The sequence below is a fragment of the Oryzifoliimicrobium ureilyticum genome, assembly GCF_037199735.1.
Lineage (GTDB): Bacteria > Pseudomonadota > Alphaproteobacteria > Rhizobiales > Rhizobiaceae > Rhizobium > Rhizobium ureilyticus.
Genome location: NZ_JBBBVQ010000003.1, coordinates 206,821 through 231,412 on the forward strand (window position 1 = coordinate 206,821; position 24,592 = coordinate 231,412).

At 55.1% G+C, this 24,592-nt stretch carries 25 protein-coding genes; 9 read left to right on the forward strand and 16 right to left on the reverse strand.

What is annotated here, in order from left to right:
* Positions 1–84: 84 nt before the first annotated feature.
* Positions 85–861 carry a hypothetical protein gene (locus VQ830_RS06660; protein ID WP_337267299.1) on the reverse strand — a complete coding sequence of 259 codons (777 nt, stop codon included), beginning with the start codon at positions 859–861 and terminating at the stop codon, positions 85–87.
* A 182-nt stretch (positions 862–1,043) separates the two neighbouring features.
* On the opposite strand from VQ830_RS06660, the gene VQ830_RS06665 reads away from it, so the two are divergent.
* Positions 1,044–1,217, forward strand: coding sequence for a DUF1328 domain-containing protein (locus VQ830_RS06665; RefSeq protein ID WP_337267300.1), 174 nt, complete (start codon positions 1,044–1,046; stop codon positions 1,215–1,217).
* A 65-nt stretch (positions 1,218–1,282) separates the two neighbouring features.
* On the opposite strand, the gene VQ830_RS06670 is transcribed toward VQ830_RS06665, so the two are convergent.
* On the reverse strand, positions 1,283–1,960 hold the full coding sequence (locus VQ830_RS06670; RefSeq protein ID WP_337267301.1) for a DUF1345 domain-containing protein: 678 nt from the start codon (positions 1,958–1,960) through the stop codon (positions 1,283–1,285).
* Between the two features lie 73 nt (positions 1,961–2,033).
* Positions 2,034–2,765, reverse strand: a complete 732-nt coding sequence (locus VQ830_RS06675) for an SDR family oxidoreductase (protein WP_337267302.1) — start codon at positions 2,763–2,765, stop codon at positions 2,034–2,036.
* Positions 2,766–2,860: 95 nt separating this feature from the next.
* On the opposite strand from VQ830_RS06675, the gene VQ830_RS06680 reads away from it, so the two are divergent.
* On the forward strand, positions 2,861–3,637 hold the full coding sequence (locus VQ830_RS06680; protein ID WP_337267303.1) for an IclR family transcriptional regulator: 777 nt from the start codon (positions 2,861–2,863) through the stop codon (positions 3,635–3,637).
* 43 nt (positions 3,638–3,680) lie between these two features.
* Here VQ830_RS06680 and tal read toward each other — a convergent pair whose 3' ends face one another.
* The gene (tal, locus tag VQ830_RS06685) at positions 3,681–4,640 is read right to left on the reverse strand and encodes a transaldolase (protein ID WP_337267304.1); all 960 of its coding nucleotides are present in this window, start codon (positions 4,638–4,640) and stop codon (positions 3,681–3,683) included.
* A gap of 336 nt (positions 4,641–4,976) precedes the next feature.
* On the opposite strand from tal, the gene VQ830_RS06690 reads away from it, so the two are divergent.
* Complete coding sequence (locus VQ830_RS06690) at positions 4,977–5,993, forward strand: sugar-binding transcriptional regulator (RefSeq protein WP_337267305.1); 1,017 nt, start codon at positions 4,977–4,979, stop codon at positions 5,991–5,993.
* Positions 5,994–6,049: 56 nt separating this feature from the next.
* On the opposite strand, the gene VQ830_RS06695 is transcribed toward VQ830_RS06690, so the two are convergent.
* Together VQ830_RS06695 and VQ830_RS06700 are read right to left on the reverse strand one after the other, a co-directional pair.
* On the reverse strand, positions 6,050–6,922 hold the full coding sequence (locus tag VQ830_RS06695) for a methylated-DNA--[protein]-cysteine S-methyltransferase (protein ID WP_337267306.1): 873 nt from the start codon (positions 6,920–6,922) through the stop codon (positions 6,050–6,052).
* Positions 6,923–7,072: 150 nt separating this feature from the next.
* Positions 7,073–7,570 (reverse strand): DUF2244 domain-containing protein, encoded by a 498-nt coding sequence (locus VQ830_RS06700; protein WP_337267307.1) that lies wholly within the window; start codon positions 7,568–7,570, stop codon positions 7,073–7,075.
* A gap of 22 nt (positions 7,571–7,592) precedes the next feature.
* On the opposite strand from VQ830_RS06700, the gene nth reads away from it, so the two are divergent.
* Positions 7,593–8,369: an endonuclease III gene (nth, locus tag VQ830_RS06705; protein WP_337267308.1), complete on the forward strand. Its 777-nt coding sequence runs from the start codon at positions 7,593–7,595 to the stop codon at positions 8,367–8,369.
* 107 nt (positions 8,370–8,476) lie between these two features.
* Here the strand turns inward: nth and VQ830_RS06710 are convergent, their stop codons facing one another.
* Entirely contained in the window at positions 8,477–9,214 is a 738-nt protein-coding gene (locus VQ830_RS06710) for a sulfate transporter family protein (protein ID WP_337267309.1), read from the reverse strand.
* 181 nt (positions 9,215–9,395) lie between these two features.
* On the opposite strand from VQ830_RS06710, the gene VQ830_RS06715 reads away from it, so the two are divergent.
* Entirely contained in the window at positions 9,396–10,208 is an 813-nt protein-coding gene (locus VQ830_RS06715) for a MurR/RpiR family transcriptional regulator (RefSeq protein ID WP_337267310.1), read from the forward strand.
* A 48-nt stretch (positions 10,209–10,256) separates the two neighbouring features.
* Here VQ830_RS06715 and VQ830_RS06720 read toward each other — a convergent pair whose 3' ends face one another.
* The 8 genes from VQ830_RS06720 to VQ830_RS06755 form a co-directional block, all read right to left on the reverse strand.
* The gene (locus VQ830_RS06720) at positions 10,257–11,849 is read right to left on the reverse strand and encodes an FGGY-family carbohydrate kinase (protein ID WP_337267311.1); all 1,593 of its coding nucleotides are present in this window, start codon (positions 11,847–11,849) and stop codon (positions 10,257–10,259) included.
* Positions 11,850–11,925: 76 nt separating this feature from the next.
* Positions 11,926–12,588, reverse strand: a complete 663-nt coding sequence (locus VQ830_RS06725) for an HAD family hydrolase (protein WP_337267312.1) — start codon at positions 12,586–12,588, stop codon at positions 11,926–11,928.
* A 52-nt stretch (positions 12,589–12,640) separates the two neighbouring features.
* A complete protein-coding gene (locus tag VQ830_RS06730; protein WP_337267313.1) occupies positions 12,641–14,122 on the reverse strand; it encodes a mannitol dehydrogenase family protein in 1,482 nt (493 codons plus the stop codon).
* Between the two features lie 103 nt (positions 14,123–14,225).
* On the reverse strand, positions 14,226–15,224 hold the full coding sequence (locus tag VQ830_RS06735) for an ABC transporter ATP-binding protein (protein ID WP_337267314.1): 999 nt from the start codon (positions 15,222–15,224) through the stop codon (positions 14,226–14,228).
* Positions 15,225–15,243: 19 nt separating this feature from the next.
* Positions 15,244–16,074, reverse strand: a complete 831-nt coding sequence (locus tag VQ830_RS06740) for a carbohydrate ABC transporter permease (RefSeq protein ID WP_337267315.1) — start codon at positions 16,072–16,074, stop codon at positions 15,244–15,246.
* Between the two features lies 1 nt (position 16,075).
* Positions 16,076–16,948: a carbohydrate ABC transporter permease gene (locus VQ830_RS06745; RefSeq protein WP_337267316.1), complete on the reverse strand. Its 873-nt coding sequence runs from the start codon at positions 16,946–16,948 to the stop codon at positions 16,076–16,078.
* A 131-nt stretch (positions 16,949–17,079) separates the two neighbouring features.
* Positions 17,080–18,393, reverse strand: coding sequence for an ABC transporter substrate-binding protein (locus tag VQ830_RS06750; protein ID WP_337267317.1), 1,314 nt, complete (start codon positions 18,391–18,393; stop codon positions 17,080–17,082).
* A gap of 131 nt (positions 18,394–18,524) precedes the next feature.
* A complete protein-coding gene (locus VQ830_RS06755) occupies positions 18,525–19,481 on the reverse strand; it encodes a sugar-binding transcriptional regulator (RefSeq protein ID WP_337267318.1) in 957 nt (318 codons plus the stop codon).
* A gap of 235 nt (positions 19,482–19,716) precedes the next feature.
* Here VQ830_RS06755 and VQ830_RS06760 point away from each other — a divergent pair, with 235 nt between their 5' ends.
* From VQ830_RS06760 to VQ830_RS06775, 4 genes are all read left to right on the forward strand, one after another.
* A complete protein-coding gene (locus tag VQ830_RS06760; protein WP_337267319.1) occupies positions 19,717–20,376 on the forward strand; it encodes a response regulator in 660 nt (219 codons plus the stop codon).
* Positions 20,373–21,704: a sensor histidine kinase gene (locus VQ830_RS06765; protein ID WP_337267320.1), complete on the forward strand. Its 1,332-nt coding sequence runs from the start codon at positions 20,373–20,375 to the stop codon at positions 21,702–21,704. Before VQ830_RS06760 ends, VQ830_RS06765 begins: the two co-directional genes overlap by 4 nt.
* A gap of 93 nt (positions 21,705–21,797) precedes the next feature.
* Positions 21,798–22,712, forward strand: a complete 915-nt coding sequence (locus VQ830_RS06770; RefSeq protein WP_337267321.1) for an ROK family protein — start codon at positions 21,798–21,800, stop codon at positions 22,710–22,712.
* A 191-nt stretch (positions 22,713–22,903) separates the two neighbouring features.
* Positions 22,904–23,686 carry an SDR family oxidoreductase gene (locus tag VQ830_RS06775; protein WP_337267322.1) on the forward strand — a complete coding sequence of 261 codons (783 nt, stop codon included), beginning with the start codon at positions 22,904–22,906 and terminating at the stop codon, positions 23,684–23,686.
* 39 nt (positions 23,687–23,725) lie between these two features.
* On the opposite strand, the gene VQ830_RS06780 is transcribed toward VQ830_RS06775, so the two are convergent.
* On the reverse strand, positions 23,726–24,592 hold the full coding sequence (locus VQ830_RS06780) for an endonuclease/exonuclease/phosphatase family protein (RefSeq protein ID WP_337267323.1): 867 nt from the start codon (positions 24,590–24,592) through the stop codon (positions 23,726–23,728).

A 24,592-nucleotide genomic window follows, 5' to 3' on the forward strand; every position in this document is an offset into this window, starting at 1 on the left:
GTCAATCTTCGGCGCGGATCGCGCGCGGTTGCGAGTAGAGTTTTGAACTTACACAGGCCAGGCTTCACACAATAGCATGATCACTCAGTGTTCGGCTTTGACTTCCTTTACCGGCTCTTCGTGACCATCTGCCGGTTTCTCTCTGCCGCCGTGATCGCTGCTTTCGCCTTCTGCGTGGCTCTCTGCGGAAGCTTCGCCATGAGCGCCGGCTTCCTTGCCTTTGCCGCCCTTCTCGCCGCCATGTGCTTCCGCGCCCTTTTTATCGGTCGCCGCAACAACGGTGGGGTCCACACAGTCGGTCGATTCCGTCAGCGCAGCATTCATCGCTTCAATCTTGTCTTCGGGAAGCTCGACCCGGTCTCCAAAAAACTCGCCGTTCAGAGCAGGTCCGCTATCGAAATAACGCGCCGTGAAAGTCTTTTGGCCCAGGTTTTTCAGGATGTCATCCGGGTGAGGCGCATAGATTATGTCGGCAGCGATCGCCCGTCCCCGCATGTCGGAGCGTAAAGTCGGGCCGTTCTGGTCAAGCACGACCACCTGAACCAGGTCGGGATGATCTTTCTGGGCTTGATAAACAGCGCGCGCAACCCGCAATGCCGTCTTGACCCGTGTCAAACCGTCTGTACTTTCCGTTCGAATGAATTTCCGCACCCATAAACGATCAGCGTGCTTGATCGTCACAAGGTTTACGTCAGTGCAAGCCAGACCATTGGGCTTCTCGGCGACACCGGTTTCTGCGTGACCACCGATGAAACCAAAGTAATAGGCGGCGCCTCCGGCAGCTGCGTTCAAAATGAGAACGGCAACCAAGATGATCAATAATTTCTTGGAGGGCCGGAAGATGCGCAACAAGCCCTTCACGCCGAAAGTCCCGCCATTGGTTACCCCGATGCTTCAACTGATCCTTTTGTATACCGCAACCATGTTTCGGAATGCTTAAGTTGGTATGCAGGCAGAACTTCTGGAGGCAACAGGCAGGAAGCGACGGAACAAAATTCCTTCTGCGGAGTCTATGTGATTATTGACCTGAAAGGATACAGCCAATGCTTAAATGGGCTCTGATTTTCTTCGTGATTTCGCTGATAACCGGCTTTCTCGGCTTTTCCGGCGTCTCCGCAGCAACGGCAACAATCGCGCGTGTCCTCTTCGGGATTGCACTGATTATCTTCCTGATTTTCTTGGTTCTTGCGCTGATGGCGGGCCAGGCGATCCTGTAGTAGCCGGGCGATGTTTCTTCCAGTTTTCGATGTTTTTGTTGGGCGGCTACAATGGCCGCCCTTCTTCATATGAGGCTGGCACCTACATTGACAGCCAAAGCCAAGATCGTCGTATTGAACAAGAAAGAAAGGACGGCGTGGAGAAGGGCAAGCCGCCTCATTTCGGTGGACGTTATGCCGATGTCGGCAGTTTGCGCGGCCACGCCGATGGTAAAGGAAAAATAGAGAAAGTCCCAATAAAGCGGACTTTCGATATCATCAGGAAATTTCAGCCCCGCGCCTCGATCAGAAGCCCGGTAATAGCGGTGGGCGTAATGTACAGTGAACAGCGTGTGCAGGAAAACCCACGAAATAATGATCGTCAGGATCGCAACGCCAGCCCTAGCAATGGCGACATCGGGTGAAGCATCCTTCACTGAATTCAGCTCTATGATGATGCCGCCGACACTTGCGATAGCAGCCAAAATCGAAAGCCCCAAAAGGACGCGGTCCGAGAAATCGAAATTGTCGGCGCGCTGCTTTATCCGATCGACCGTTGCATAGAGCATTCTGCGCCAGATGAAGGCGATGAACACCAAAGCACCGCCGTTCCAACCTAACAGCAGGTTCCGAGCGTTTATGGTTCGGCTGGTCAGAAGGAGAAAGATTACGACCCCCGCAAGCACTGCGAGGGAAAAGGCGAGATGTTTTCGAATTAGCCTGGAAAACGAATTCTTACGAGGCTGAGCCTCCGCAATGCGCATTACTCAAAACCTCATAACAATATTGCTGAATTCGTAGCACTTCAGCTTCTCAATGCAAAGCCTGTTGCTGATATCAGCCTGTCCAACCGCCGTCCACGACATGGATTTGACCCGTCGTAAAGCCCGCCTCGTCGCCGGCCAGATAGGTGACTAGAGCAGCAATCTCCTCGGGTGTCGCAATGCGTCCCATGGGTTGGCGGGCAATGAAATCCTTCATCGCCTTTTCGTAATCGCCAGTAGCCCTCAACCGCTCGTGCAGAGAAGGACTATCCACCGTCCCCGGACAAATGGCGTTCGCACGAATGCCTTTGCTGACGAAGTCGGCGGCGATTGCCTTTGTAAGGCCGATCACGGCTGCTTTCGACGCACTATAGGCAAAGCGGTTCGGAACACCCTTCACACTGGACGCGACCGACGCCATGTTGACGATCGAGCCCTTCTTCTTTTCGAGCATTCCGGGCAGGAACAGACGGCAAGTGGTGTACATCGCCTTGGCGTTCAGGTTGAACGAGAAATCCCAATCCTTCTCTTCGCATTCCAAGATCGTGCCGGCATGGACGAAACCTGCACAATTGAAGAGCACGTCAACAGGGCCAATCTTCGCAGCAAGATCCGCGACAGCCTTGCTGTCCAAGACGTCGAGAACATGGGTTTGAGCACCCGACAAAGATGACAGCGCAGCTTCGTTGATGTCTGTGGCGATGACGTTTGCACCGAGGGCGATGAAACGTTCTGCGCTCGCACGTCCGATCCCCTGCCCCGCAGCGGTAATAAAGACTTTCTTACCTGCTAGCCCATGATCCACTGAATGTCCTCCCTTGGCTGCTTGCAGCATCATTATTCATATGCAAACATTATATTTATGGTTCAGTCAACGGCCATCCGCGGGGGCAAAGCAATTTGACGGACGAAGAAAACGACCGCTATCGGGCGCCGGCCCTCGACAAAGGGCTGGATATTCTCGAATTACTGGCCAGTGTCGATGGCGGTTTGACGCAAGCAGACATCGCGCGTGGTCTCGGCAAAAGTCCGAACGAGTTTTACCGAATGCTGGACCGCCTCGTGCGCCGTGGTTACGTGGCAAGGCAGGAGGGAGACCGCTTCTGCCTCACGCTTAAACTCTTTGCCCTGTCCCACTATCATGCACCCTTGCGGCGCCTCACGTCGTTTGCCACGCCCATTATGCGGGATTTTGCCAATCTTGCTCGCCAGGCATGTCATCTCGCGGTGTTTGATCGTGGCGCTGTCGTTGTCATCAGTCAGCAGGACTCTCCTACGTATTGGGGGCTATCGATCCGAACTGGAGCCCAGATGAGCTTGTTCAATACAGGTTCGGGCCATGTTTTACTGGCGTTCAGGAGCAATGAGGAGCGTCAAATGATGATCGAGGAGCGTCAGAGAATTCAAGAGGACGTCATCGTTCCCGCTGATCTCCAGCAAAAGTTGACCGGCGTGGTCGAGCGGGGCTTCGAGGCGATGGAAAGCGCTCAGACACGAGGAGTTCTGAATCTATCGGCGCCAATCTTAAGCGCCGACGGATCGGCGATCGCCGCTCTCACTTGCCCGTACATTGCGCCTGTTGGACCTATAGAGACTAACGTCGATCAAATTATCGACTATCTCAAGCAGGCAGCTTCTCGGATAAGCAGGGTCGTCCAAGGAAAAACGCCCGACTGATAGCCGGGCGTTCGATTTAATCAGCGAATTTGCGATATCTTGATCAGGCCTGCTGCAGTTCCTTGCGCACCTGGCTGCGAAGAGTTTCGAGATCCTTGGCGAACGTTCTGATGCCTTCGGACAGCTTTTCGGTCGCCATCTGATCTTCGTTCAGCATCCAACGGAAGGTCTTTTCGTCGATCTTCATTGGCTCGATCTTGGCGCTGGTGTCAGGAGAAAGCTTACGTTCAAGCTTTCCTTCATCCTTTGCAAGTTCATCGAGAAGCGATGGGCTGATCGTCAGACGATCGCAGCCGGCCAGGGCTTCAATTTCTCCGGCAGACCGGAACGAGGCACCCATCACGACGGTCTTGATCCCGTTTGCTTTGTAATAGTGGTAAATATCGCGAACGGACACGACGCCCGGATCTTCGTCCGGCGTGTAATCCTTGCCGGTGGACTTCTTGTACCAATCAAGGATACGTCCGACGAAGGGTGAAATCAGGAAAGCCTTCGCGTCAGCTGCTGCAATTGCTTGAGCCTTCGCGAAGAGCAGCGTCAAATTACAATCGATGCCTTCCTTCTGAAGGATCTCGGCTGCGCGGATACCTTCCCAAGTCGAAGCGAGCTTGATGAGGATGCGATCTTTCTCGATGCCGCGCTCTTTGTACGCTGCGATGATGCCGTGAGCCTTCTTGACCGAGCCTTCGGTGTCGAAGGATAGATCGGCATCCACTTCCGTCGAGACACGGCCTGGCACGAGCTTGACCAGCGCTGCACCGACTGAAATTGCAAGACGATCGGCTACGGCAATGGTCGCCTTGTCGACATCGCCGCCCAGCTTGCGACCCCAGCCGATCGCCTCCTTCATATCGTCGGCGAACATGTCTGTGCCGAGCGCCTTCAACACGATTGACGGATTGGTGGTGCAATCCACCGGCTTCAGCCGCGCAACGGCTTCGATATCACCGGTGTCGGCGACAACGGTCGTCATTTCGCGAAGTTGGTCGAGCTTGGATGTCATGACGTAATCCTTGTTTCGATTGGAGGCGCGCCTGAAGGTCAGCGCAGATCAATGTTTCCGCATAGTACAACCACTACCTTGGGCTTATCCGAACAGAAACGTTACAGGACAAGCCTTCGTTCCCATTCTTAAAGTCCTGGCCGCAGAATTGCTCCATGGTCGGTGCCCGTCCTTGGATTTCTAGATGAAAAAACCATGTAGACTATCGCCAATGCGCTCGCGAAAATCAAGGACATTTGTGCATTTAAGTTGACATAAGTGCGCAGCGCACCATTATTCCGATTGAAAATTAAAGTCTGATCGAAAACAGTCGCCAGCACAAGCAATGGAGGAGACGTGGCAAAGCTGAGACGCGGCACGCACACAGCTTATGCGGAAGCGGCATCGCTTCGGCTTCGGGCTGCATGGCTCTATTACAATCAGGGCCTGACACAAAAAGATGTAGCCGAGCAGCTGGGAATTAGTCGCACCACCGTCATTCGCCTGCTTGATGAGGCGATGAAGAGAAGCGAGGTCCAAATTTGGATCAATGATTCCGTTGATGTCTGCGTCGAACTTGCCGTGAAACTTGAACGAGCCTTTGGGCTCGACGAAGCTATTGTCGTGCCCGCTCCTGTGTCCGGCCATGCGGAAGCTCTTGCCAAAAGCGTCGGACTTGCGCTCGGACAATTTCTCTCTGAGGCCATTCCGGACGATTATACGATCGGCGTCGGCTGGGGCCGTACGATGACCGCGTCACTTGCCAGTTTCCGCCCTCCCCGGCGCAACAACTGCAAGGTCGTTTCGCTTCTCGGCGGCATCGTTGCCGTCCACCAGACGAACCCGATTGACTATAGCTGGCGACTGGCCAGCCAGCTTGGCGCGGAATGTTACATGTTTCTAGCGCCGCTCCTCGTCGATTCCGTTGCGACGAAGCAGAATTTGATTGAAAAATGCGGTCTCGACGCGATCTACCGGCTCGCCGAAAAACTCGACCTTGCTATCGTCAGTTGTGGCGATATCGGCCCCCATTCGACATCGCTTTCAGAAGGATGGATCTCGAAGGAAGAGCTGAAGCAGCTGATAAACGCTGGGTGTGTCTGCGATACCATGTTCAACTTTCTGGATGAACAAGGCAACAATGTGGATCATTCCATAAACAGCCGGGTGATGGCGGTCGATCTCGATACGCTAAGGCAAGCAAAGCATATCGTTCTTGCCTCCGGAGGCGCACACAGAGCCATCGCCATCCGCGCGACGATACGGCGCATCGGCTGCAACACGCTGATCACCGATGAAAGCGCTGCCCATGCGCTCCTCGAACTCGTTGCGCGAGATGAACCTTCCGAGCTACCTATGGAAGCGAAAAGCTGACGTCATATTCACGAACATGAGGTTCGGGACGGGGAAATGTTCGCAAGACCGCGTGATCAAGCGTGACCCGCCTCCCAGCCCAGCATTGCGCGCTTGCGCGTCAGTCCCCAGTGGTAACCTGTCAAAGCCCCGTCTTTGCCGACCGCACGGTGACACGGCACGACGAAGGAGAGCGGATTTCGCCCGACCGCGGCCCCCACCGCGCGTGAAGCCGTCGGTTGGCCGATGTCTCGCGCGATGTCGGCATAGGTGACTGCCCGGCCGAGCGGGATACGCAACAGGCTCTGCCAGACGCGAATTTGAAAATCCGTACCGATGAGCACGACCCTCAATGGCTGATCTGCTGACCAGCGATCCTGCCTGAAAACACGATCGACGTAAGTCGAGGTTGCTTCGCGATCCTCGACATAGATTGCCTGAGGCCAGCGGCGCGTCATATCTTCAAGGCATTCCGCCTCACAACCCTCATCTGAAAAGGCAAGGCCGGCAAGACCCCGGTCCGTCGCCATGACAAGAGCGTGGCCGAACGGCGACGGGTGGAAGCCGTAGCGGATGGTCAAGCCCGCGCCCATCGCCCTCCACTCTCCCGGCGACATCGCCTCATGGGTGACAAAGAGATCGTGAAGGCGGCCTGGGCCGGACAAACCCACTTCAATCGCTGCTTCGAGAAGCGGCAGGCCCTCGACGCGCAGCAAGCGCTTTGCATGATCAAGCGTGACGGCTTGTAGAAAGGCTTTTGGCGAAAGACCCGCCCAACGCGTGAAGACTTTCTGCAGTTGCGTCGGCGACTGGTTGAGCCTGCTTGCGATTATCTCCAAGGATGGCTGCTCCCGATAATCCTCAGAGAGGATCTCGATGACCTGGCGCACGATGTCATAATCGCCGCCATCTGGCGTTATATCCACCGCAAGATCAACGCTGATATTCATGACTTTCTCCGATCGCGCAGTTTGCCTAAAGCAAGCTAGTTCAGCAGGTAAGGTCTCCGTTCCATCGCCCTCTAGCCTTCCACACCAGGACTACTGCGCGATTTTACGGCAAGCCACCCGTTTCTTGCGCATGCATCGTTCGAGATCGGATCAGATGCCTCTCTTTACAGTGGCTAAAGCCCCCTGAAACGCATTTGCGAAACTCTCGCGGTCTTCCGGGTTGAGGAACGCGCCGATCTCGGTGCGGCGACCTTCGCCTGAAACATGCATGGAGAGTATGCCGAGCTCTTGATGCCGTCTCACCTGGAATCGTGTCCAGAAAGGGTTGTAATGGTGTTCGCTGATGCGGCCGGACGGTGCGATTTTGCGGATTGCCACATCTGTTGTGGAGATGGTGACCTCCTCGCGCATGCGGGCCGAGCGGTAATTGGCGCGAAATGCGATATACAGCAGCAGAAAGTCGAGCCCGCAGAAAAAGCCGATCGGCCAAGCGCCTGTGATAAAGAAGAACAAGACTTGGAGCGCGCACACAAGGCCAGTCAAGGCAAGCAGGATCCGAAACCCGCGCCGACCGAGCGAGCGATGCGAATAAAGTTCGGCCGAAAAAACCGCTTTTGCAATGGCCGGATCGTCGTTGCCTTTCCTCATGGGCCACTATTATAGAAGAACAATGGATGAACCCAAACTGAAATCGCCATCTCCGCAGAAAAAGCCGAAAGTCGTCGTGCGGCGAAAGAGCCCGCCTTCGCGCTCCGCCTATTCGCTCTCGGAGCGCGAGGAAATCTTCCGTCGCTTTTCGGTGCAGCGCCCAGAGCCTAAGGGCGAGCTTGCGCACACGAACGCTTTTACGCTTCTTGTGGCTGTGGCACTCTCGGCACAGGCAACCGATGCCGGGGTTAACAAGGCCACACGCACACTTTTCGATGTTGCGGATACGCCGTCGAAAATGATCGCGCTCGGCGAAGACAGGCTTCGCGACTACATCAAGACGATCGGCCTTTATAGAAATAAAGCCAAAAACGTTATGGCACTATCTCACAAGCTTATACAGGAATTCGACGGCGAAGTACCGCGAACCAGGGAAGAACTCGTGACGCTGCCAGGCGTCGGACGCAAGACCGCAAATGTTGTCCTGTCCATGGCTTTTGGACAGGCGACCATGGCGGTCGACACGCATATTTTTCGCATTGCCAATCGGATCAAGCTCGCTCCTGGGAAAACTCCCGACGATGTCGAAATGAACCTATTGCGGGTCATCCCAAAACACTACCTCTACCACGCGCATCATTGGCTGATCCTCCACGGTCGCTATGTCTGCAAAGCTAGAAAACCCGAGTGCGAACGCTGCGTGATTGCCGACATTTGCAAATCACCCGAAAAGACATGGGATATTCCGGCGTCTCTCGTCGAATTGCCGGCGCAGGTTATCGGGGAAGCCATCGATTGATCGCCTGGCTTTGTGATGATGGGCGACGGCGAGCGACGGTGCATTCTTATCGACATATCCACTGCGACTTCGATCCAGCACATCAAAAGCTCCGAGATTGACAGGGCTCAGCGCAAAGATTTTGCCAGCTCCTCAGTGCCGAAATGGCGATCTTTCTGCGAGAGAGCCTTGTGCAAGTGCACCATCAAACCGGCCGCAAACAGCGGCGTTAAGAGGTTGAGCAGCGGAACCGCAAGAAAAGCAGCAATCAGCAGCCCGGCGCTGAAGACCTTTGAAGAATGCTTCGCCCGGAAAGCTTTTGCCTCTTGCGGCGAGCGGTAACGCATAGCAGCGAATTCAAAGAATTCTCGGCCTAGGAGATATCCGTTGACGAGGAAGAAGGCGATCAGGTTTACGCCTGGAATAAATAGCATCAATAGAGCGACGATATTCGCGAGAATAACCACACCTAGAAACTGCACGGAACCCCATAATGCAGATGCTAGCGGCATTTCCTTGCCTTGCGGCTCATGTGGATAGTCGCGCTTCTCGATAATGGATGCAACGCCGTCCAGGAAAAACCCGGCAATCAACGCGGTAACCGGAGAAATTAAAAATGCCAGCCCGAGGGCGAGCCCGATCCCGGCCGCAATTGCAGCGATAAGACCAAGCCAGCTTGTCCAATCCGGCATTGCAGGAAGATCGGATGCAAGCCAGGGCAGAAGATAGGCGTCGAAAAGACCCCGCACTCCGAACCAAAGGACGATCAACGCCAAAAAGGTCAATGCAAGGATTTTCCAGAAGGTCGTCCTCGTTTCCGGTGCTAGAAGATTGGCCAGCGACAGGCGCGCGCAGTTCAATATCATCAGGATCAAAACTCCACCAAGCTGTCGTGATGTAGGAAATCAGAAGAGCGGGAACAAGCAGCGCGCTCTACTCGTTGCCATCCTCGATGGGCTTTTAATCCACCCAAAAATTGCCCTTCACTATTTGCTAATATTCGTGAACACTAAGGCTGCGATTAGGCCCGCCAAAACTGTAAACGCAATGGACAAATTCATCGAGAAGATTGAAGCATATCTAAAAGCTGGGACGCCCGCGGAGCGGAGGATAGCCCGGTATTTCCTTGATCATTTCTATGAACTGGATCTGGAAAGCCCGGCCTCGATTGCGGGCCGTCTTCATCTCAGCCCAATGACTGTGGGTCGGTTTCTTCGCAAGCTGGGCTACGACTCGCTGGAGCAGATCGCGCCGAGAGCGCAAGGCACCAGAAAACGCAGCGCAAGACTTGCGACGAAAGAAGCCGGTGCCGAACCTGCGATCTCACAGACCGATGCACTCGCGCTAATGATCAACGATCACATCAAGGCCTTTCAACAGGTCTATCTTCTAACGCAACAACGCCGTTGGAAGGACATTTCCACGAGAATTCGCGATGCGCAGCGCATGTACATCGTCATCCACCCGAAGTTTACGGGTATTGGCACAACGTTTCGTGAACAATTGCTTCAAGGCTCCAAGGTCATTCAATTGCTGGATGGCGTTGCATCATCTTATCAAGAACTTTTCCTGACAGCGGCTGTCGAGGATATCGTTCTTTTGATCATCGACCTCGACGGCACGGGAGATCTGCGTCAGCTTGCAAAGTCGGCGCGGGAGCATGGCTATGAGCCGATCGTCATAACAGGACGACCGAACGTTTGGCGCGGCGAACAGCAAGGCTTGCTGCTTGGTCTACCCCCTTCGAGCACCGGAAGCGGGAGTGTTCTAACACTCATGGGGCTTTTGGAGTGTCTGAGCGCCGCCGTAAAAGACGTCCCTGACGAACACTCTTCGGCGTCGGTCAGCGAAGAAGCTTAAAACGACGCAGCGCAGGCAACTGGTTTGGGATCGATCGGCAGATTATCATCAAACCCCTGCGCTGATCATCTCCAACTCAGCCCGATGACGATACATGGCGAGCATGCACTCGTAATCTCGTTGATAGACCTCACGCAAGTGAGGATTGGGATATAGTTCGACAGTCACCGATGACATAGAGATTCCTGCAGTTTGCAGGTCAGGATAGGCTCCGCAGGCAACAGCGGCACTCATGCCCGTTCCCAGCAGAACCGTTTCGCTCATGGCGGGGACGAGGATCTTGCAGCCGGTGACATCGGCGTAGAGTTCGATAAGCATAGCGTTTTTGACATGACCTCCGGCAAGGTGAAGCGTATCGCATCGATAGCCAAGCTTCGCCATCGCTTCGAGAATATGCCGCAATCCCAAAGCAATTGAGACGCCCGTGCGCCAATACAAGGCACATAAGCCGTCAAAAGATGTATCCAGCGTCAGACCACTGATGACGCCCACCGCATGCGGATCGGCCAAGGGAGAGCGGTTGCCGTGAAAATCTGGCAATACGAACAGCCGTGCCCCAAAAGCTGGTCCTTGCGCGGCACGCAACTCGTCAATTCTTTCGACGATCTTGCGATGCAGCTCTGTTGTAGGCTCTCCACCGGCGGCGTGCATACGAACGACATGATCGAGCAGCGCACCTGCGGCCGACTGTCCGGCTTCTACCAGCCATAAATCAGGAAAAACAGCAGAGTAATAAGGGCCCCACAGGGTCCTGCTCGGCCGCTTTTCCTTTGAAAACGCGACGATGCAACTCGATGTCCCCGCGATCAACGCGTGTCGGCGACCGACGTCGTCGCCTTCACCGCCGTAACGGGCGAGAAGACCCAAAGCCCCGGCATAGGCATCAATTAGGCCGGAGGCGACGCAGCAACGCGAAGTCAGCCCCAATTCGGTCGCAGCATCGGCCGTCAGTCCGCCGATCGCAACGCCAACAGGCACTGCTCGATCCGGTAAGGAGCCTTTCTCAAGCATATCATCAAGGCCGATCTGCTGCAGAAAATCGGCCTGCCAGCCTTTCGTCTGATGGGACAAATAATTCCATTTGGCAGTGAGGGTGCAAAGCGATCTTGCGGTTAGACCCGTGGCCTTCCACGTAAGGAAATCAGCAAGATCAAAGAAGTAGCCAGCGTTCTTCCACGTTTCCGGTAGGTACTTCTTCAACCACATCAGCTTTGGCATCTGCATTTCTGGCGACATGAAGCCGCCTGAATGGTCGAGCACCTCGTGCTTTGTCGCCGTACAGAAATCGGCTTCCTGCATAGCGCGATGATCAAGCCATACAAGCGTATCGAACCGTTCCTGGCCTGATGGCGAGACGCTGATCTGCCTTCCGCCGGTATCACGAACAACCAGCGAACATGTTGCATCAAAGCCGATCGCGGCGACGGATGCTGGATCGATCGCGGCCAAGAGACGCGCTTGCCGCACCGATTGGCATACCGCGTTCCAAATATCTTCTGAATCGTGTTCGGCATAGTTCAGCTGCGGGCGGTTCATTTCGATCCGCGTTTCCGCTCTCGCAAGCAAGTTCCCAGAAAGATCAAAGACGCCGGCCCGCGCACTGCTGGTTCCGACATCAACCGCCACCACATGATCAGGCATTGATTTCCAGGTCCCGTCCGATGCGCAGAATCAACAATAATACGTTCCGCGCACATCCGTCCTGACGCATGGTGCGCTAGCTTGCAAGGTGTCTTAAATCGGCCATGTCGTCAAATATGACATCTGGCGCAAGCTGTCTGATTTCTTTGACATAGCCTTCTGACTTGGCGTGAGCGCCGCCCGAAAAGGCAAAAACACGCATCCCCGCCGCCTTAGCGGCGAGAATGCCAGCAGGACTATCCTCAATGACAAGACAATGCTGCGGCGCAACGCCCATCTGTTCTGCTGCATAGAGGAATAGATCCGGAGCAGGCTTACCGTTCTTGACCATTGAGGCGCTGAATATGTGCGGCAGGCGTTGGATGAGACCGGTGACTGTCAGCGAAAGCCGAATTCGCTCCAACTGGCTCGAAGAGGCCACACAGCATGGAACAGGAAGCGCATCGATCGCTTCTGCAACGCCGGCAATCGGCTGTAATTCCTCGCGAAACCGGCGATACAGATCAACGCGCATCGTTTCGAGGAAATCATCCCCTCCAACGACTGCATATTCCTCCTCCATCACCGAAAGGACTGTCGCCAAACTGCGACCAAGAAAGCGACGATAGGCTTCCGGCTCGGCAATATCGATACCGAGCCCACGCATTGCGCTGACGAGTACGGCCACCGAGATTGGCTCACTGTCGACCAAGACCCCGTCACAATCGAAAATGACGAGCCGTAAATTGGCGTCAGTCAAAGCGCACCTCCTAAAAAGCTTCGGTCTGAACCAATTTGCATTACGCAAGCGGTCAGGCCGCCAACTTGCCATCCAGATACATTTGAAGCGTTTCGCGGGTGCCCTTGTCCCAAAGAGTTTTCAGCGCGTTTGCGAATCTTTTCTGGAAAACGTCGGAACTTGCGACCTCACCAAAAATATCCTTGAACGCCAGGAATATCATCGGATCGTCCTTTGCCTTCAATGCCGCCTCATGTAGCCGCTCTGCGCTTGGATCGTTGAAGACAATATCCTTGCCGCTGTCGGTTTTGCCGGCGAAGTACCGGCACCAAAGCGCTGATACCAAGGCAAGTCCAACGACGTCTCTACCCTGGCGCAGATTATCCAGCGTCGAGGGCAGAATGAATTTCGGCTGCCGGTTCGACCCATCTTGAGCAAGACGCGGGATCGTGTCTGCGATCTTGGGATTAAGGAACCGGCGTTCGATTAGAGCGAAATAATCCTGGAGCGAGGTATCGGGAACGGGAGGCACGATGGGGATAATTTCTTCCTTTTCGAGCTTTGCCAAAAAGGCGCGGATCGTCGGATCCTCCATCGCATCGTGCACAAAATGAATGTCGAGAAGCGCTGCCGGATAGGCAATCGCCGCATGGCCACCATTCAAGATGCGGATCTTCATATGCTCGTAAGGTGTTACATCGTCCACAAAGGTGACGCCGACATCCTGAAGTGCAGGGCGACCTGCAGTAAACTTGTCCTCGAGCACCCACTGCTTGAATTCTTCGCAATAAACAGGCCAGTTGTCTTCGATCCCGAAAGTTTCTCTCAAAATTTCGATTTCGCGCTGGCCTGTCGCTGGCGTAATGCGGTCGACCATCCCGTTGGGGAACGCGACATTGGCGGCGATCCAATCCGCAAAGGCGGGATCTGAAAGCTGCGCGGTGCCAACAACTGCGTTCTTGGTCACCACGCCATTATGAGGAATATTGTCGCAGGACATAACCGTAAACGGTATCAGGCCCTTCGCCTTGCGAGCCTTCAGACCTGCGACAATGAGGCCAAAGACGGTGCTCGGCGCATCAGGATTTTGTCCATCTGCGGCAATAGAAGGGTGTGCAGGGTTGAACTTGCCGGACGCATCGATGAAGTAGCCGCCTTCGGTGATCGTCATCGAGACGATTTTGATGTCCGGCTCTGCGAGGCGCGCAATAATCGCCGCTGGATCACCGACAGGCAACATGTCGATCATCGGCGCCGTGACGCGCGCAGCTGTCTTGTTGTTGTCCTGCTCTACGACAGTGGTCAAATAGTCTTGTGCAGCGAGTTTGTCGCGCATGGCCGCATCAGAGGGAAGAACCCCTGCACCGATGATGGCCCAATCATGGTCTTTGCCGAAGTTGAAAAGATCATCCAGATAAATGGCTTGGTGTGCGCGATGGAAGTTTCCGACGCCGAAATGCACAATACCGGCTTTCAGTCCTTGCCGATCATAGTGAGGAATTGCCGCCGTCTTAGCCGCCTCGGAAAGCGTTGCCAGCGAAAGTTTGCAGGTCATCTTCATCATCCTTCTTGAAGGGCGCACGGAAAGTCGCCTGGAGGCACGCATCATCGCCGTTACAGCAGAAAATGCTCAACATGCTTTTCACGCGACTGTTCGTTCAAACGGCTAGACCGCCTTCGTTGAACTTATGAACTCTGTTTTTGTCGACAGAGAGGTAAACCATGTCCCCGGCTTTGGCAGGAAAATCACCACCGCCGCGCGCAGTCACCGAGCCGATACCATCGACATCAACATGCAGGTATGTGTCGGCCCCTAGATGCTCGGCCACAAGGACTTGGCCTTTCCACTCACCGCTGTCCATCGACAGGATCATATGTTCTGGCCGCACGCCGATAGTATGCGCGCCGAAGGCCTTGGCGGCCGAACCCGTCAGCAAATTCATTTTAGGCGAGCCGATGAAACCTGCGACGAATAGATTGCGCGGGTTGCGGTAGAGTTCGAGCGGCGAACCGACCTGCTCGATATTGCCTCGGTTGAGGACAACGATTTTATCGGCCATGGTCATGGCCTCGACCTGATCGTGAGTGACATAGATCATCGTGGTCTTCAGCTGCTGGTGCAACTCGCTGATTTCCAGGCGCATGTTAACGCGCAATGCCGCGTCGAGGTTGGACAGCGGTTCGTCAAAGAGAAAGGCCGACGGCTGACGAACGATGGCACGGCCAATCGCCACGCGCTGACGCTGCCCTCCCGAAAGCTGCCGCGGCTTGCGGTCCAGGTAATCGGTAAGATTGAGAACCCGCGCTGCATCGGCGATCTTACGGTCGATCTCTGCCTTGTCGACGCCTGCCATCTTCAACGGGAACGCAATATTGTTGCGCACGCTCATATGCGGATACAGCGCATAGGATTGAAAGACCATCGCCAAGCCACGTTCGGCAGGTGCCCGGTCGGTCGCATCCTTGCCGTCGATGATAATTTTTCCCGATGTCACGTCTTCCAGCCCCGCGATGAGGCGAAGCAAAGTCGACTTTCCACAGCCGGACGGGCCGACGAAGACGACGAATTCGCCGTCCTTGATCTCAAGATCGATAGAAGGAATGACCGCCGCCTCGCCGAAAGACTTCGACACCTTCTCCAGGGTGATGCTGCCCATTTTCGTCTCCCTATATCTTTTACTTTACCGCACCGAAGGTGAGGCCACGGACAAGTTGTTTTTGCGAGAACCAGCCGAGAACGAGAATTGGCGCAATAGCCATGGTCGATGCGGCGGAAAGCTTGGCGTAGAACAGCCCTTCCGGACTGGAATAAGAGGCAATAAAGGTGGTCAATGGCGCGGCATTTGATGTCGAAAGATTAAGCGTCCAGAACGCCTCGTTCCACGAGAGAATGATATTCAAAAGCAGCGTCGATGCGATGCCGGGGACGGCCATGGGCGTCAGGACGTAGATGATTTCTTTCATCAGGGATGCCCCATCCATACGGGCCGCCTCCAGGATTTCGCCGGGAATTTCCTTAAAGTAGGTGTAAAGCATCCAGACGATGATCGGCAGGTTGATCAGCATGAGGATGCCGACAAGACCGAGGCGACTATCCAACAAACCCGTGTTGCGGAACATTAGATAGATCGGGATCAGCGCACCCACTGGCGGCATCATCTTGGTCGACAGCATCCACATCAAAACGTCCTTCGTCCGTTTTGTCGGTGAAAATGCCATTGCCCAGGCCGCAGGGACTGCAATGATCAGTCCCAAGAGGGTCGAACCAAAGGAAATAACGACAGAGTTCAGGAAGTGACTGAAGTAGTTGGAGCGTGCCTGGACCTCAACGTAGTTTTCCAGCGTCCAATGGAAAAATAGGAATTGCGGAGGAGAGGCTATCGCATCCCCCTCCGTCTTGAAGCTGGTGAGGAACGTCCAGAGGATCGGAAAGAAAATGAGGATGCCGATAATCCAGGCGACGACGGAGATGGCAATCTTGCGCTTCGTTGTAATAGCTCTCGCCATCTCAGGCCTCCAAATTCTTGCCGACGATGCGCACCAGGAAGATGGCAACGATATTGGCGAGGATGACAGCAATTATACCACCGGCCGATGCACCTCCGATATCGAATTGCAAGAGTGCACGGTTGTAAACCAGATAGGTCAGGTTGGTGCTGCTCGTGCCCGGTCCGCCGTTGGTCGTCACAAGAATTTCGGCGAAGACGGATAGGAGGAAGATCGTTTCAATCAGAATAACGACGGTGATCGCCCGCGCCATGTGCGGAAGGACGATGTAGTAAAGCCTTGCGAAGAAGCCCGCGCCGTCCATCTCTGCAGCTTCCTTCTGCTCTTCCGACAAGGACTGCAGCGCAGTTAAGAGAATAAGGGTCGCGAAGGGCAGCCACTGCCAGGCGACGATCAGAATGATGGAAAAAAGCGGCAGCTCTGAAAGCCAGTCGATGGGCTGAGCACCGACAACTCGCGCCAAGTATCCGAATAGGCCGTTCACCGGATTCATGAACATGTTTTTCCAGACGAGCGCGGCAACGGTCGGCATAATGAAGAAGGGCGCGATGACGAGAATGCGCACGATCCCCTGCCCGAACATCGGTTGATCCAGGAGCAGCGCCAGAGCCATTCCGCCGACGATTGTAATCGCCAAAACACTGACGACGAGCAGAAGCGTGTTGATCAGTGCATCGAAGAAGGCAGGATCGGTAAGGAAGAACTCGTAGTTCAGGAATCCCGTGAAATTGTTCTCGCCCGGCATCAACAAATTGTAGTCGATGAAGGAGAAATAGATCGTCATGAGCAAGGGCACGATCATCCAGGCGAAAAGCAGCAGGACAGATGGCGCCATCATGAAACGTGCGGCAGAACGAGTATGTAAAGTGGCCATGGTCTACCCGTCTATGTAGCTGGAGTAACTGGCAAAAAACCTTCCACAGGGGAAGTTGCCGCCGAAGCCTCGGCGGCATCTGGGACGGCGGAAGCATAACAGCTCAGCCGCCCCAAGCGAAGGTGTCGCTATTACTTGATGTAGCCAGCCTTGGTCATTTCACGCGTCGTGAGTTGCTGTGCACTCTTCAACGCCTGATCAACAGTTGACTGCCCTGCAAGCGCCGCAGAGAACTGTTGACCGACAGCCGTACCAATTCCCTGGAATTCCGGGATCGCTACGAACTGGCCTCCGGTATAAGGGACAGGCTTGACCGTCGGCTTCTGCGTGTCAGCTGCCTTCATGGCTTCCAAAGTCTTGGCTGCGAAGGGTGCAGCTTTCTGGTAATCGGCGTTCTCGTACAACGAGGTACGCGTTCCCGGAGGAACCGCGGCCCAACCCTCCTTGGAGGCGACGAGCTGCGCATATTCTTTGCTTGTCGCCCAAGCCACGAACTTCTGCGCGGCTTCCTGCTTTTTGGAGGTTGCAGGAATAGCGAGGTTCCAAGACCACAGCCAGTTGCCATGGTTCTTTAGATCGCCCTTGGTCGGGAACAGAGCGTAACCGACCTTATCGGCAACCTTCGATTCCTTCGGATCCGTCACGAACGAGGCTGCGACCGTTGCATCGATCCACATGCCGCACTTTCCGGTCTGAAACAGAGCGAGGTTTTCATTGAACCCGTTGGACGAAGCGCCCGGAGGGCCGGCTTCCTTCATCAGATTCACGTAATAGCTGAGAGCTTCCTTCCACTCCGGAGAGTCGAACTGCGGCTTCCACTTTTCATCGAACCAGCGCCCGCCAAAGGAATTGTCAAGCGCGGTGAGGAACGCCATGTTCTCGCCCCAGCCTGCCTTGCCGCGCAGGCAGATGCCATAGACACCATCCTTCTTGTCCGTCATCTTCTTTGCCGCGTCGGCAATGAAGTCCCAGGTCGGCGAGTCGGGCATCTTGAGCCCCGCCTTTTCGAGAAGGTCCGTCCGGTACATCAGCATGGCGCTTTCGCCGTAGAACGGAACCGCGTAGAGCTTGCCATTTTGCGTAAGGGACGCGCTGATTGCCGGCAGCAGGTCTTTTGCATCATAGCTGGCGCCGAGATTGTCGAGTGGCAGCAACCAGTTCTGCTTTGCCCAGATCGGCACTTCGTAGTTACCGATCGTCAAAATATCGTATTGGCCGCCCTTTGTGGCAATGTCGGTCGTGACCTTCTGGCGCAAGACGTTTTCTTCGAGCGTAACCCATTCAAGATCGATGCCTGGGTTCTTCGCCTTGAAATCGTCGGTGAGCTTTTGCATGCGCACCATGTCGCCGTTGTTGACGGTTGCAATCGTCAAAGTCTCTGCCGAGGACGCACCGGCCATAACGAGAAGCGAGCACGCACCTAGCAAGATAGTTTTCAATGTCATGATCTTCCTCCCAAGAAGATTGAGTGAGCATTCGCTTTGCTCGTGGGCAATTACTCATCAAGATGCAGAATTTGTCAACAGGCAGCTTATTAGAAAGTCATCGCGTTCAAAATTTAAGCGGTTTTCCACTGTCAAACGTGGCCAAGAATAGCTGCGGCGGTGTCCTCATCTGTAATGAGGGCGTTCACTTGATGGCCAAGAAGCGCCGCATGAATTGCCTTCAGCTTTCGTCTTCCCTTCGCAATGCCGATCACCAATGAGGTTTCGCGGGATGGCACGGGCGCCGAGGCGACACGCTTGTTGACCGCGTTGTCCAGCAGCCGACCCTTCGAATCGAAGATCCAGCCGCAGATCTCGCCTGCAGCTCCAGCCTCGATGAGATCAATCATCTCATCTTTTTCCAGGAAGCCGTCCACGCAAAGCGGACCATCGACCCCAAGTTCGCCGATGCCCACTAAAGTAACGTCAGCCTGTGCGCTTATTTTGAGAGTCGACTGAACCAACTGCTGGCTGTGCAATGTTTCCCGCTCCTTTGCGGTACTGGCGAGAACAGGCAAAGGCATTGGGAAATGCCGAGCTTTCACAGCATCAGCCATGCTGAAAATGACGTTGTAGTATGCAGCTGAACCGTCCGGCGTTATGTTACCGGTTAAGGATACGATGCGGTGATGCGGGCACTCGATCGTCGGCAGTTGGTCGACTGTTGCCTTCAGCGTTCGCCCTGTTCCCAACGCCATGACGATAGGATCCGTGCGTCTCAGCCAGCGCTCGACCTCGGCAGCAGCTGCCTCAGCCATGCCGCTTATGGTTGATTCTGAGCCGGGATCGCTGGGGATGACTTCCGCCTGTTTCAAACCGAAACGTTCTTTGAGCGCTTCGGCAAGCTCCATGCAGGCAGCGATTGGATGATCAAGACGTACCTTGATCAACCGCTCCGCAACAGCAAGAGACACCAGACGCTGTGCAGATTGGCGCGAGATGCCCATTGCAGATGCGATTTCGTCCTGCGTTCGCCCTGCGACATAGTAGAGCCAGCCAGCGCGGGCCGCGTCGTCGAGACGAGTCAGTACCTCGGTTTTCTTTGCCATATCTTTTCGTCCAACCATGTTGGATCCGTCGCCTTGGCCTGGCAGATGGACCTTCGATATCGCGCATGATCAAACCAAAATTGAACGGAATGTCGAGCGCTTTCCGATACGGTCATATGCCCGCCGTTCTCTCATTGCCAGCAACCGTACCTTTCAATATCTAAGGGCAGATGGGCCTTATTCCCGCAAAGGGACGTTCAAGGCCGGCTTTTCGCTAACTCGAGAGATAAAAAGAGTGCGCATCCTTTTGGTGGAAGACGATAAGATGATCGGCGAAGCGGTTCGCGAGCATCTTATTTCTGGAGGCAACGCGGTCGATTGGGTCCGCAACCTCGCTGATGCCGAGGCCGCAGCAAGATCCGTGCATTACGCGGTGGTGCTTCTCGATCTGCAGCTGCCGGACGGTAGCGGCATCGATTTCCTGAAGCAGTTACGCAGCAATCAAGATGCAGCGCCGGTCATCATTTTGACTGCGCGCGATCAAATTTCGGACCGCATCGACGGGCTGAATGCGGGCGCGGACGATTATCTGGTCAAGCCGTTCAATCTCGGTGAGTTGGAGGCGCGCATCAACGCCGTCAGTCGCCGATCGGGCGCTACTCCGCAGCCGATCGTCAAAATGGGCACGCTTGAGATCGACCGTTCGTCGCATCGGGTCCTGGTCGATGGAGCGCCCGCAGAATTGACCGGGCGTGAATGGGCGGTCCTTGATTTGCTTCTTGTCCGCCCTGGCGCTGTTGTTCCAAAGGAGCGCATTGAAGAAGCGCTCTACGCCTTTGGCTCTGAGATCGAAAGCAATACGGTAGAAGTTTACGTCAGCCGCTTGCGAAAAAAGATCGGCAAGGAGCGCATCAAGACGGCGCGCGGCCTCGGTTACACGCTCGAGGAAAAATGAGACAGGAAACGGGAATAACGCGTCGCCTTATTACCTGGCTCACGAGCGCGATGGTGGTTTTCTGGCTGCTCGCGATCGGTCTCAGCCTGCGCGTGATGCAGCACGAGTTTTCCGAGATCTTCGACAGCGCGCAACAGGAAACGACACAAAGACTGCTCGCTCTGATCGTGGACGACATGAACGATAAGCCGCTTCTCGACCCGAGGAGCGTTGCTATTCTCAAGTCAGCGGCAAGTCGCGAATATCTAACATATCAACTGCGCGACAGAAGCGGAAAAGTCGTTCTTCGGTCTAACGATGCCGATTCCAGCCCGTTCGACGTACCCTTAAAAGCGGGATTCGCCAACACCCCAACGCATCGCATCTACACCGAGCCGACCTCTGACGACGCCTATTTCATGCAGGTGGCTGATCGCTTCAAGAACCGATGGGAAGCCGTTCGGGAAACAGCAGTGACCCTCTTGATTCCATTGATCGTGTTAATTCCGGCCAGCATTTTCGCGATTTGGTTCATCGTTGGGAAAGCCCTGAAACCGATCGATACCTTGCGCCGCGATATAGCAACTAAAGACGGTGGCAACATGGGCGAGATCAGCACGTCACTGCCAAAGGAATTGAGGCCGATCGCTGTATCCGTGAACCATCTCCTGATGCGGCTGAGGGCGGCTTTCGAAGCAGAAAGGGAATTCACCGCCAACAGCGCGCATGAATTGCGTACGCCGATCGCTGGCGCTCTTGCCCAGACACAGATGCTGATGGAAACGCTGCCAGAGGGGGCGGCGAAGGACAGAGCGCACAACATCGAGACATCGCTTGTCAACCTCGGAAGGACGGCGGAAAAGTTGCTGCAATTGGCCCGTGCCGAGGCTGGGATCGGACAAAGCGACAAAGCGGAAGATCTCAAACAAGTCCTTGAATTGATGATCGAGGACTTCCGTCGGGACGGTGGCGCAGACGGCAGGATACGCTATAAAGTCCGCGCCACGACGGAACTGAAGCGGCATGTGGATATAGACGCCTTCGGCATCGTGGTGCGCAATCTTATTGAAAACGCATTGGTGCACGGAGATCAGGAAGCGCCAATAGAGGTGGGTCTCGACGCTTCAGGTGTGGTCAGCATTTCAAACAGCTGTAAAGTCGTTGAAGGCATTGATCCAGAAAGCCTGAAGAAGCGTTTTCGACGCGGCAAAACCAACGCCGCCGGTTCTGGTCTGGGCCTTGCAATTAGCGATCGCATGGTCACGCAAATGGGCGGCAGACTTGAGATCCTTTCACCGGCCTCAGGTCGTAGCGACGGATTCGAAGCACGCATCATCCTCCCAACATGATCCCGACTTGAACATCAATCGCTGTCGACCGATATCGCCACACCAGATAATTCCGCTCGACGTAGCACGAGCTTAAAAAATAGAGATGCATTCATGATCGTATCATTCGATATCGGCGGCTCGGCCATAAAAGGCGGCATTGTGCGTTCACAAAGTGATATTCGAGCTCTTGACCGTCGCCCTACCCCCAAGGACAACCTCGCCGAATTCATCGCGGCCCTGCGCACCGTCACAGATCAAGCGGAAGAACCTTTCACGCGGCTATCCCTTTCATTGGCTGGCGTAGTCGATCCGGACACACGCCGCATCATCTGCGCCAATATCCCATGCATCAACGGGCGCGATCTCATCGCCGATCTGGAAGCAGAGTTTTCTGTCCCAGTGATGATCGCCAATGATGCTGACTGCTTCGCAATGGCGGAGGCCGAGGTTGGTGCGGGCAAGGGACACCGCATCGTCTTCGGGATTATCTTGGGTACCGGCGTAGGTGGCGGACTGGTCTCCGATGGACGGTTGGTCAATGCTGCAGGAGGCTTTGCGGGCGAGTGGGGACATGGGCCTGCCGCCGCGTTACGGGCCGGACATCCGCCGGTCGAGCTTGCGCACTTCAAATGCGGATGCGGTCAATCCGGCTGTATTGATACGGTCGGCGGCGCGCGAGGTCTCGAACGGATTCACATGACCCTCCATGGTCAGGATCTTACCAGCGAAGACATCATCGCTGCGTGGCAGGTCGGCGATCCCGAAGCGGTACGAACCATCGATGTTTATATTGATCTCGTCGCCTCTCCCCTGGCGGTCTGTGTTAACATGACAGGAGCAACCATTGTGCCCGCCGGCGGCGGACTTGCGAACGTAAAGGCTCTGATGGCAGAACTCGACGTCGCGGTGCGCAACAGAATCCTGCGTCAATTCGATCGCCCACTTGTTGTCCAAAGCCAGTGTACCCTCGAACCTGGCCTCATCGGTGCTTCTCTATTGGGCTTGAAAGCAGAAACGCAAAGGTGATGCAGATCGGGTGATACCATCGCATCGCTCGCTACTTTTACCGCTGAATTCGCGTGGAAGCTGAAAGGCGAGGCTGAGATTGCCAGCCTCTTTCTTCCACAAGCAATCGCGTTTGTATGAGACGCCGGGAACCAAGCCACGCGCTCCGTCATTGGGTCTGAATATCCGCGGATTTCGGAAGGATCGGATCGATGGAAATGGCTAATAAAGTCGCTCTCGTTACCGGAGCTGGTTCGGGCATCGGGAAGGCGTGCGCCTTGATGCTCGCAAAGGAAGGCGCTGCCGTTGGTGTTCTCGGTCACACCGAAGATGAGCTTCTGCAGACCTGCGAGGAGATCCAAAACGGCGGCGGCAAGGCGCTGGCGCTGATCGCCGACACGACGGATGAAGACGATATGCGCGTTGCTGTCAGCAAACTGGTCGAGACGTTTGGCGGTCTTGATATCGTCGTGGCCAATGCCGGCATCAATGGCGTCTGGGCGCCGATCGACGACCTGAAACCTGACGAATGGGACAAGACCATCGCCGTAAACTTGCGTGGCACCTATCTGACCCTCCATGTTACCGTTCCTCCCCTCAAAGCTCGGCAAGGCGGATCGATCATTGTTGTTTCCTCCATCAACGGCACGCGGACATTCACCACGCCAGGCGCAACGGCCTATAGCGCAACAAAAGCAGGGCAGCTGGCCATGGTGCAACAGCTGGCGCTTGAGCTGGGAAAACACAAGATCCGCGTCAACGCCGTCTGCCCGGGTGCAATTGAAACAAGTATCAACGCCAACACAAGCAGCCGCAACGAAGCGGAAGCCGAGGTGCCGGTTGTTTGGCCAAAGGGCGAAATTCCGATCTCTGACGGAAAGGCGGGACGAAGCGAAGATGTTGCCGAAGCCATCGTCTTTCTAGCCTCAGGCCGCTCTCACCACATTACAGGGACACCGATCTGGATCGATGGGGGTCAGGGATTGCTGCGCTGATTGCACAGCGTGTTGCTGGTCTGAAAGCGCGAAACCGGGCTATTGGTCCAATGCATCCTCAAGCGAAAGGTTGACGCTTGAGGCACGCTTCGGCTCGACCACCAGACTGGCAAGAAGGGGCAAATGATCCGATGCGCGTCTTGCAAGAGGATTGGCGATGACCTCACTGGAGAGAGCGTCAACTCCATCTGAAACAAATACATGATCGAGACTGAGGAGAGGCAGACGAGACGGGAAAGTGCGCGCTACTCCTTTCCCCGCCAATCGGTGGGAATTGCGCAACGTCCCTTCGAGCGTGGCATGGATTGGAGAGCGCGGTCCGGCGTTGAAATCGCCGCAAAAGATGGAAGGAGCCGATTGGAACTGCTCGCTTCCCATCCAGCTGGGTTCCATAAGGGCGTTCACCTGCTGCCTGCGGTCGTGAGAACGCAAACCAAGATGGGTGTTGATGACATTCACGTTCAAGCCACCAACATCGATGCGGACCCACAGCGCACCGCGTGTCTCGCCAATGGATGGTAAGGCGCCTGCCTTGACGAGGCGCATCGGGAATGCAGTTAAAATCGCATCGCCATATTTCTCTTCTTCAAGATGAAGTGCCGGATGAAATTGCGCATTCATCTTCAGATGCGAAGCGATGAGTTCTGCCTGGTCTATTCCGCCTGTCCGTTTGCGTCCGACGTCAACCTCTTGAAGAGCGACAATGTCCGCACCCGATTGTGCAATTACATCGGCAATGCGCTTTGGATCGAGCCTACGATCAGTGCCAACGCAGCTATGAACGTTATAGGTGAGCAGCGTGAAGCTGATGCCCTTTTCGGTAGATCTTCTATGAACTTTTAGTGTCATCGCGAAGGAACCCGTTTCCAGCCTGTTCGTTCCCACGTCGTGTACTGCGCCGAACAC